This window comes from Promicromonospora sp. NPDC060204 (assembly GCF_042728455.1).
In the GTDB taxonomy this organism is placed as follows: domain Bacteria; phylum Actinomycetota; class Actinomycetes; order Actinomycetales; family Cellulomonadaceae; genus Promicromonospora.
The window spans coordinates 1-6,184 of sequence record NZ_JBHWZO010000324.1 but is presented as its reverse complement, the minus strand read 5'-3'; the positions used below and the strand labels follow the sequence as shown (position 1 = coordinate 6,184).

6 protein-coding genes are annotated in these 6,184 nt (G+C 69.5%); 2 read left to right on the top strand and 4 right to left on the bottom strand.

Going from position 1 to position 6,184, the window contains the following annotated elements:
• Positions 1-38 precede the first annotated feature (38 nt).
• The 4 genes from ACFWEJ_RS26185 to coxB form a co-directional block, all read right to left on the bottom strand.
• Positions 39-890, bottom strand: a complete 852-nt coding sequence (locus ACFWEJ_RS26185; RefSeq protein ID WP_377232103.1) for a hypothetical protein — start codon at positions 888-890, stop codon at positions 39-41.
• Positions 891-1,095: 205 nt separating this feature from the next.
• Positions 1,096-1,497, bottom strand: coding sequence for a cytochrome c oxidase subunit 4 (locus tag ACFWEJ_RS26180; RefSeq protein ID WP_377232102.1), 402 nt, complete (start codon positions 1,495-1,497; stop codon positions 1,096-1,098).
• On the bottom strand, positions 1,494-3,308 hold the full coding sequence (ctaD, locus tag ACFWEJ_RS26175) for a cytochrome c oxidase subunit I (RefSeq protein WP_377232101.1): 1,815 nt from the start codon (positions 3,306-3,308) through the stop codon (positions 1,494-1,496). The genes ACFWEJ_RS26180 and ctaD overlap by 4 nt, the downstream gene beginning before the upstream one ends.
• The gene (gene coxB, locus ACFWEJ_RS26170; RefSeq protein WP_377232100.1) at positions 3,308-4,231 is read right to left on the bottom strand and encodes a cytochrome c oxidase subunit II; all 924 of its coding nucleotides are present in this window, start codon (positions 4,229-4,231) and stop codon (positions 3,308-3,310) included. The genes ctaD and coxB overlap by 1 nt, the downstream gene beginning before the upstream one ends.
• 355 nt (positions 4,232-4,586) lie before the next feature.
• On the opposite strand from coxB, the gene ACFWEJ_RS26165 reads away from it, so the two are divergent.
• Together ACFWEJ_RS26165 and ACFWEJ_RS26160 are read left to right on the top strand one after the other, a co-directional pair.
• Positions 4,587-5,759, top strand: coding sequence for a cysteine desulfurase family protein (locus tag ACFWEJ_RS26165; protein ID WP_377232099.1), 1,173 nt, complete (start codon positions 4,587-4,589; stop codon positions 5,757-5,759).
• 45 nt (positions 5,760-5,804) lie between these two features.
• Positions 5,805-6,107, top strand: a complete 303-nt coding sequence (locus ACFWEJ_RS26160; protein WP_377232098.1) for a sulfurtransferase TusA family protein — start codon at positions 5,805-5,807, stop codon at positions 6,105-6,107.
• Positions 6,108-6,184 lie beyond the last annotated feature (77 nt).

Below are 6,184 nucleotides of genomic sequence, written 5' to 3'. Positions count from 1 at the left end.
GTGTACCCGTGCGGCACGCCGCACGGGTACACCGATCGTCAGCCGAGCATGCCCTCGGTCAGCTCGTCCATGGTGACGAGCTGGTCGCCGGTCGGGGCGGCCACGTCGACGGGCTCGCCCCAGCCGGAGAAGGTGCCGCTGGCCACCAGCGGCTTGCCCTCGACGTCCATCGTCATGACCAGCGCACGCGCCAGGTTGTCCTCGTCCACGTTGTAGACGATCTCCATCTCGCCCATCTGCGCCAGCACGTCCTCGGGCATGTCCTCCACCTGAGGGCCGGTCATCTTGGCCGGGTCGACGAGCAGCGTGTAGACGTCCGTCTCCACACCGTCGACGGCCTCCGTGCCGGTCTTCTCGAACGACGTGATGGCCTCCTCCATGCCCTCGAGCTGTGCGGCCGGGTCCATGTCCTCAAGGCTGCTCCGCATGACGTCACCGATGCCCTTGAAGAGCATGCCCATCGGGTTGTCGGACTCGCCCGCCTCGGTCAGGCTCAGGTACTTGCCGGACGTCGTCTCGCCCATGTTCATGTAGAAGTCGCCGTCGAAGAGGACCATGTCGGCGGTCTCGCCCTCGATGTCCGTCGTCATCGCCATCGCCGGGTTCTTCGGGTCGGACAGGACGATGTCGGCCTCGAGGGGAGCACCGGCCAGTCCGGCCTCCTCCGCTCCCGCACCCGAGTAGCCCATCGACATGTGGACGGTGCCCGCCTCGGTCTGCGCCGCGGTGAGCTCCTCGACGAACGAGGCCTGGGTCAGCTCGACCTGGGCCTGCGCCGATTCGGTGGGAGCTGCCTCGTCAGCGGAGCCGTTCGAGCTCGCCGCGCAGCCGCCGAGACCGACGGCGAGCACGCCCGCCGTCGCCAGCACCACCGTCTTGGAGTAACGCACTGTTGACCTTCCTGCGCGCTTTCCGGGCGACGCACAGGTTGCGTCGGGGAACCGGCCAGCGAACGTTCGATCTCACCACGGTCGGCGGCCGGCACCTCGTCATCCGCGGGTGAATTAGCGGGTGAAACGAACAAACCCGGCATCCGAACGCGCCCTCGGGTGAGGGCACGTTCCGACGCCGGGTCGGTCGTTGAAGCGGAAGTTCTCAGTGCGAGTGGATGCCCCGCGAGTACTCGAAGACCCAGCCCACGAGGGCGATGATCGCCACGCAGAAGCCGATGTAGAGCACCCACCAGCCCACGGCCAGGCCGAGGAAGCAGATCGCGGCGGAGCCGGCGATCGCGAGCGGCCACCAGCTCCAGGGTGCGTACACGCCCTGGTCACCGGCGGCGTCCTCGATGTTGCCGTTCGGGTCGTCCTCGGGCCGGGCGTCGATGCGCCGGGCCGTCAGCGTCAGGTACGCACCGATCATCGCCACCAGGGCGCCGACCAGCGGCATGCCCAGGAAGCCGACCGGCTCCTGCCAGTCCGTCATGAAGCCGTAGACGACTCCGGCCAGGACGAAGAAGGGCGTGCCCCAGAGGAACAGCCGGCTCTCGATCTTCACTTGCTGGTCCCCTCGTCCGGCTGGTCAACGATGGTCGTGCTGCTCTGACCCGACTCGCCACCGCCGTGCGCGGCGCGCTGCTGGGCCTGCTTGTCCTGACCGCGCCGGTCGGCCTCGCCGTAGATGTTGTCGAGCACACCGCGGTTGTACTCCGGGTGCTCCATCGCGACGACCTCGGGGTGGTGCAGGTCGAACGCCGGCGACTCCGAGCGGATGCGCGGGAGCGAGGCGAAGTTGTGCCGCGGCGGCGGGCAGGACGTGGCCCACTCCAGGGAGCGGCCGTAGCCCCACGGGTCGTCGACCGTGACCTTGGGCGCCTTGCGCCAGGTGATGTAGACGTTCCAGAAGAACGGCAGGGTCGAGGCGGCGAGAATGAACGCGCCGATCGTGGACACCTGGTTCTCCCAGGTGAAGCCCTCCTGCGGCATGTAGTCCGCGTAGCGGCGCGGCATGCCCTCCACACCCAGCCAGTGCTGGATGAGGAACGTGGTGTGGAAGCCGACGAAGAGCATCCAGAAGTGCACCTTGCCCAGCCGCTCCGACAGCATGCGGCCGGTCATCTTGGGCCACCAGAAGTAGAAGCCGGCGAACATCGCGAACACGACGGTGCCGAAGACCACGTAGTGGAAGTGCGCGACCACGAAGTACGAGTCGGAGAGCTGGAAGTCCAGCGCCGGGCTCGACAGGATGATGCCGGTCAGGCCACCGAAAAGGAAGGTCACGAGGAAGCCGATGGACCAGAGCATCGGTGTCTCGAACGTGAGTTTTCCTCGCCAGAGCGTGCCGATCCAGTTGAAGAACTTCACGCCTGTCGGCACCGCGATGAGCATCGTCATGAACGCGAAGAACGGCAGCATGACGGCGCCGGTCACGTACATGTGGTGGGCCCACACCGTCACCGACAGCGCGGCGATGGCGATGGTTGCGTACACCAGGCCCGTGTAGCCGAAGATCGGCTTGCGGCTGAAGACCGGGAAGATCTCGGACACGATGCCGAAGAACGGCAGCGCGATGATGTACACCTCAGGGTGCCCGAAGAACCAGAAGAGGTGCTGCCAGAGAATGGCGCCACCGTTCTCCGGGTTGAAGATCTGCGCGTCGAGACGGCGGTCGGCGCCCAGCGCGAACAGGGCCGCGGCCAGGGGCGGGAACGCCATCAGCACCAGGAGGCTGGTGACCAGCGTGTTCCAGGTGAAGATCGGCATCCGGAACATGGTCATGCCCGGCGCGCGCATCGTGATGATCGTGGTGATGAAGTTGACCGCACCGAGGATCGTGCCGAAGCCGGCCAGCGCCAGGCCGAAGACCCAGAGGTCTCCACCCAACCCTGGACTGTAGGTCGTGGTCGACAGCGGCGCGTACGCGAACCAGCCGAACGAGGCGGCGCCCTGCGGCGTGAGGAACCCGGCGGTGGTGATGAGACCACCGAACAGGAACAGCCAGTAGGCGAACATGTTCAGACGCGGGAACGCGACGTCGGGCGCGCCGATCTGGAGCGGCATGATCACGTTCGCGAAGCCCGCGAACAGCGGGGTCGCGAACAGCAGCAGCATCACGGTGCCGTGCATCGTGAAGAGCTGGTTGTACTGCTCCTTGCTCTGCACGAGCTGGATGCCCGGCTCGAAGAGCTCGGCCCGGATCAGCAGGGCCATCAGGCCGCCGATGCAGAAGAAGATGAACGACGTGATCAGGTAGAGGTACCCGATCGTCTTGTGGTCAGTGGACGTGATCCACTTGATGACGGTCCGGCCGAGCGTCTGCCTCCCGGGCGCCAGGCCCGGGATCAGCTCGGTCGTGGTCGCTGCGGCCATCAGTGCCCAGCCTCCTCTTCCTCAGTTGCCGCCGGGTTGTCGACCGGGCCGGCGGTGCGGGCGAGGTCCATGCCGAGCGAGCCGGTCTGACCCTTCGCCTCGAGCTCCGCCATGTGGGCGTCGTACTCCTCGGCGGACACGACCTTCACGTTGAAGAGCATGCCGGAGTGGAACTCGCCGCAGAGCTCGGCGCACTTGCCGGCGTACGTGCCCTCACGGGTCGGCGTGACCTGGAACGTGTTGGTCCGGTTCGGGATCATGTCCTGCTTGTACAGGAACGCGGGGATCCAGAACGAATGGATGACGTCACGCGAGTCGAGCGTGAACTCGACCGTCTCGTTCACCGGCAGGTAGAGCGTCGGGAAGGACGTCGAGGTGCCGACGGCGCCGTCGAGCTCGTCCTCGGCCGTGACGCTGCCGGGGTCCGCCTCGTGCTCGCCGTAGTCGTACACGTCGGCGTCGAGGTAGTTGAAGTCCCAGCTCCACTGCTTGCCGATGACCTGGATGTGCTCGGTCGCGGTGCCGTCGACGGTCTTGATGGCCGTCACGTCGCGGTCGGTGTACCAGAACAGCACGAGCACCATGATGATCGGCACGGCCGTGTACATGAGCTCGAGCGGCAGGTGGTAGCGCGTCTGCACCGGGAGCTGGTGGTCGTCCTTGCGCTTCCGGTAGGCCGCGATGCACCACAGCATCAGGCCCCAGGTCACGATGCCCACGGCGAGAGCAGCGATCCACGAGCCCACCCACAGGTCGGTGATGCGCTCGGTCTGGTTAGTCACCTCCCCGTCGCTGTAGCCGGGCAGGTATCCGCGCTGGACGGATTCACTTGCGCAGCCGGAGGCCAGCACTGCGACTGCGGCGGCAAGAGCCGACGCACGCAGGATGGCCCGCCGGGTGCGGGTAGGTGGCTTCGAGTGCAAGGGAGGCCTTTCACGTCTCGTCCGGCGCGTCGCACCGGTTTCCTCCCGAGCTCCACGCAGAACCTTCGTCCTCGATGGGATGCAGCCTAGCGCGCTCCGGGGCCTGATGATGCCCGGAAGGCCCTCACGGGAACGTGACGCACTCCGCACCTCGGGCACACATCGACGCTGTTCAGGACACCCACCCAAGTCGTGTCAGAACGATCGCCGCGTCGGACCGGCGGGCGGGGGTGCGAGGATCAGGTGGACGACGGCGGCGGCACGCCGCAGGCCCGCCGTCAGAACCCGAGATCAGGCCCCCACCGGGCCCCTGGTGAGCCGCCGGACGAGCCAGGACCCAGCAGCAGGAGGACGTGTGAGCCACGCCACCCCAGGTATCCCCGAGCGGGTCCACCTCGACAACGGCGGACGCGCCCCGTGGCACCCGCTCGCCCGGCAGGCCTTCGAGCAGGCCCTCGCCGACGGCTGGGCCGACCCGCGCCGGCTGCACGCCGAGGGCCGCCGCGCGGCCCGGCTGCTCGACGGCGCCCGCGAGGCGATCGCCGCCGTGCTCGGCGCGCGCACCCAGGAGGTCCGGTTCACGCCGAGCCACACGGCCTCCCTCCACACCGCGGTCGCGTCGGCGGCCGCCGCCCGACGGCGCGCCGGTTCGGCGGTCGTCGTCAGCGCGGTCGAGCGCGCCGCCGTGCTGCACGCGGCGAGTCTGGCCTCCCGGGGAGCCGAACCCGTGGGCTTGCCGGCCGGCCCCGTGCCCGTCGACCGGCTCGGGCGGGTCGACGTCGACGCCATGGTCGCCGCGGTCCGGGCGCCCGGTGTCGCGCTGGCCGCGCTCCAGCACGCGAACGGTGAGGTGGGCACGATCCAGCCCGTCGAGGCGGTGCACGACGCCGCCCGCACGGCCGGCGTCCCGCTGCTGGTCGACGCCGGCGCGAGCGTCGGCCACGTGGCGGTGCCCGGCACCTGGGACCTCCTCGCCGCCGATCCGGCCGACTGGGGCGGACCCGCCGGCGTCGGCGTCCTCGCCGTCCGGCAGCGCGTGCGCACCGCGCCCGTCGGGCCCGAGGACGAGGACCCGTGGGCCCCGGGCGGCGTGAGCGTGCCGCTCGCGTTCGCCGCCGCGGTGGCGCTGCAGGCGGTCGAGTCCGACCGCGTGGCGCAGGAGGCCCGTCGTCGGGCACTGGTGGAGCGCGTGCGCGCCGAGGTGTCCCGCATCCCCGACGTCGAGGTGGTGGGCGACCCGGACGACCGGCTGCCCCACGTGGCCACGTTCTCGTTCCTCTACGTGGACGGCGAGGCGCTCGTGACGGAGCTGGACCGGCTCGGGTTCGCCGTCGGCTCGGGGTCGGCGTGCACCGCGAGCACGCTGGAGCCGTCGCACGTGCTGGCGGCGATGGGCGTGCTCACGCACGGCAACGTGCGGATCGCCCTGGACCGGTCCACCACGGCCGACGAGGTCGACCGCTTCTGCGCGGTGCTCCCGGGCGCGGTGTCGAAGGTCCGGGAGATGCTGGGCGTCGGCGGCCTCTGACGAACGTCGCCGGTCTCAGACGTACAGGTCACTAGAGTGACCTGTGTGTCTGACACGTTGGTGGACGCCCGCGGGCTGCGCTGCCCGCTGCCCGTGATCCGGCTCGCCGCGGCCGCGAAGGGCCTGCCCGCGGGCACGGAGCTGACCGTCCTGTCGACCGACCCCGCCGCCAAGCACGACGTCCCCGCGTGGTGCCGGATGCGCGGCCACGAGCACGTGGGAACCCAGGAGCACCGGGCCCAGGACCCGGCGGCCCAGGACCCGGCGGCCCAGGACCCGGCGGCCCAGGACCTGGCTGACCAGGACGACGACTGGGACGGCTGGGCCGTCACGGTCCGCCTCGGCTGATTTGTGAACTCCCCTTTGAGGCCCAGGTTCCTTAGCTTTGGACGGCGCCAAAGCGAAGAAACCCGGGCCTCAAAGGG

Coding starts and splice junctions, on each gene's coding strand:
- ctaD (WP_377232101.1), bottom strand. CDS start 3,308: ATGGCCGCAGCGACCACGACCGAGCTGATCCCGGGCCTGGCGCCCGGG.